Here is a 3,542-nt window from a genome sequence, read left to right as displayed (position 1 = left end):
CCGCCCGCGCTGCCGGAGACGCTGCATCCCGTCGCGAGGACCAGGGCCGCGGCCGACACCGCGCAGGCGGTGATCCGGCGGGCGGCGGCGCCGTGCGCGTACCGCCCGGAAGCGGAGGTGCGGCGGGTCATCCCATCGCCTTCTTGCCGGACCAGCCGCCGCTGATCACGGTAACGGGGGCACCCAGCGTGGTGGCGCCGCCCTTGAAGAACTTCACCGTGCCGTCGGCGGCCAGTGCCCACACGTCGGGGATGCCGTCCTGGCTGACGTCCGCGGTTCCGGTCATCAACGGATAGGCGGTCGCGCTCCAGCCCGTGGCGTACTCGGCGTCGGTACCCGAGAGGGAGGCATCCGCGTAGGCCAGTGAGGCCAGGACGGTGCCGCCGGCCCCGTCCGGCTTGCCGAGACGGAGAAGCAGGCGGTCGGAGGCGAAGGTCCGGTAGAGGAGGTCCGCCGCGCCGTCCTTGTTCACGTCCCCGATGTTGACGAGATCGCGGACGTCCCAGGAGGCGCCGGCGAGTTGGGTGGCCGTCTGGAAGGTCCCCCCGGTGTAGCCGGAGAAGGCCCAGAAGGTGGCGCCGGCGGTCGCGAGCATGTCCGGTCGCCCGTCGCCGGTGATGTCACCGGCCGCGAGGATCTGCGTGAACGTCGACGGGTCGGGAGCGTTCGAGGGGAACCGGACCTCGGTGCGCCGGTCGATGTCGACGCTGCCGTAGCCGTCGCCCCGGTAGATGTAGACCTTGCCGTCGGGCATCCGCGCGACTAGGTCCTGCACGCCGTCCCCGGGCAGGAAGTCCCCGTTGTGCGTGATGAGCGCCGGGGTGCCGTCCTTGGCCAGCCAGTAGGTGCCGTAGTCGGAGACGCCGTTCTCGTCGAGGTCGGCCTCCAGGCTCACACCGTGCTTGTACGCGCCGACGAGCGAGGTGTGGATGTCACCGGAGAAGGTCGCGGGGTAGAGCCGCAGGTCACCGGTGCCGTCCAGCAGGTAGAGGTCGGCCGCCTTGTCGCCCGTGACGTCACCGGGTGCGTCCTTGCTGTCCCGCGGGGTGACGTAGTGGACGTACATGGTCGGTGTGGACGAGGTGTTGCCCGCACTGTCCACGGCCTTCACGTAGAGGACCGAGGGGCCCGCCGTCAGAGGCTTGAGCGCCACGGTGGCCGAGGCTCCGGCGGCGACGGTGACCGAGTTGTTCATGGCCGTGCTGTTGAAGGAGTACATGTACTTCACCGTGTCGGTCGAGCCGGCAGGGCTGAAGGTGAAGTTCCCGGCCGTGCCGAAGAGGACCTTGCTCCAGGTGGAGGCGTTGCCGTCGTCCTCGGGAAAGTCCGTCGAGGTGACGTCGGGAGAGTTCGGCGCCGAGGAGTCGTAGACGAAACCGCAGTTGGCCGTCGACGGCGGACCGTAGGTGGAGGAGGAACCGGCGGCGTCGAGCGCCCGGACCGCCCAGAAGTAGGTCTTGCCATTGGTGAACTCGCTCGCGGTGCCGTCCGCGCCGTCGATGGTCACGCTGGCGGCGCCGGTCGAGTCGACGGTGCGGTTGCCGTCGTAGAGGCGAGTGCTGCTGCCGGACTGCCACACCGCGAAGTTGAGGTACTTCAGGTCACCGTCCGGGTCGCTCGACTTGGCGGACAACGTCACATCGCTGAGCCCGATCGACGGGTAGGGGCTGACGGTGTCGCAGCCGGTGCCCGGGGTGATGTCGAGCTTGGTGGGCTCGGCGGGCTTCCGGTTGTAGGTGATGTTGATCTTCGGTGCGGGCTCACCCTCGGCCTTGAACTTCTTCCAGGAGGTCGCCGAGTCCTCGTTGGTCGCCTGGAGGCCGATGGTGATCTCGGTGGCTCCGCTGTTCGCCGCGGACTGGGCGACCGACTTGCCGTCGTACAACACGTAGTCGTCGGGGCAGGCCGAGCTCCAGCCGTTGGCGAAGGACTTGGCACCGATCATCGAACTCCAAGACGGCTGGTTGTTCCAGGTGGTCTTGGAGGAGATGCCACCGGTGTGCCAGACCTGCATCTCGCGGGCGGTGCACGACCAGGCGTAGGTCTCCATGAGCCGGATCTCGGCCTTGGTGACGGTGGCGCCCTTGATGCTGGACGTCCAGGCGAGCCGGAAGAAGGAGCGGGACAGGCCACCGGTGGTCGACTCGTAGCCGACGCGCGCCTCGGTGGTGCCGCTGTTGTAGTTCGCGCCGTCGTAGAAACTGGCGGTCGGGTACTTCTTGTACACCGTCGTCCAGCTCTTCGTCTTACCGGAGATCGGCGGGTCGATGAAGACCGGCCAGGTCGTGTCCGGGTCGGTCAGCAACGACTCGTCCGGCACGATGTCCAGGACGGCGTCACCGCTGCCTTCGCCTGCCAGCGCCGCCTTGCCCAGCGCGGTCTTGGCACCGATCTGGGGGCCCGCCAACCCTGGCAGGTCGAGCACGTCGGCGGTGGTGGAGGCCTGAATCCCGTCGGTCGGGGATGCCTGCGAAGCCGTTCCGGAGCGGTAGGAGGACTGCTGGGCGCTGCCCTGAAGGGTCTCCTCGGGCTCAGGAGCGGCCGAGGAGGAGGGCACGGTTTCCCCGTCCCCAGGAGCCGCGTCGGTCTCCTCGGGAGCGGCCGTATCGGCGGTGTCCGGGACCTCGGAGTCGGCCGGCGCTTCCGTCAGCTCCTCGCCGGGTTCTTCGGAGTAGGCCGGCGCCGGGTCCTCGGTGGGTTCGGCGGGCTGCGGGTCGGCGCCCTCGGTCACGGCGGGGTGGCCTGCCGAGTCCCAGAGGAAGGGGGTCGGCGACACCGCGATCTCCGCTCCGGTGTCGTCCAGGGCGGTCACGGCGTGCGTCACGGGGTCGAGATGGAAGGCAAGATCCGGCGAGGTCAGCCGGTACGAGAGTCCCGCCTGCCGCAATCCTGCGGCAGCGGCGGCGTCGCGCACGACCAGCACATGGGTGAAACCGCTGTCCCGTGCGGTCATCAAGAGGTCGACACCGTCGAGGACGCCGCGGTAGAGCGCGGTGGCGCCATCGATTTCCGGCTCCGGGAGGTCGCCGGGCCACTCCATGGTGACGAGGTGGCCTCCGGAGGTCAGGGTGGCCAGATCGTGGTAGGCCGTGTCCCCGTCCGAGGCGTTCAGCGCGTGCGTGACGGAGCCGAGGGAGGTCGTGAACGAGGCGGTGTGCACCGAGCCGGTGCCGGAGCTCCCGACCGTGTTCGCGCTCGTGCCGCTGCCGGAACTGCCGCCGCCGGTACGGCCGCTGCCGTCGGAGAACACCACGGGGTCCGACGCTACGCGCGGCGCCCAGCCGTCCTTCGTGCGGACCAGGGTGGCGTCCAGAGGTTTCCAGACCCCGTCGACCTTCGCGCGCACGGGGGCCGCGCTCGCGGTGAGTTCGAAGCTGCCGTTCGGCAGCGCGACCGTCGTCGAGGTGGCGTCGCGCAGGGCGGTCACCTCGACGCGTTTGCCGGTGTGGACGGCCTGCTTCTGCGCGCCGCTCTCGTCGAGCGGGGCGGTGGCGGGCGTGACCGGCGCGGCGGACTCCCGCACCGGGTCATCGGGGGCGGGC

General features: G+C 70.0%; 1 protein-coding gene. It reads right to left on the bottom strand.

Going from position 1 to position 3,542, the window contains the following annotated elements; all coding sequences use genetic code 11:
* Nucleotides 1–127: 127 nt before the first annotated feature.
* The coding region (locus ACWD3D_RS34815) for an FG-GAP-like repeat-containing protein (RefSeq protein ID WP_451464691.1) at nucleotides 128–3,542 on the bottom strand (3,415 nt) is incomplete at its 5' end.

The sequence above is a fragment of the Streptomyces sp. NPDC002690 genome (assembly GCF_053592415.1).
This window is presented reverse-complemented; position numbering and strand designations above follow the sequence as displayed.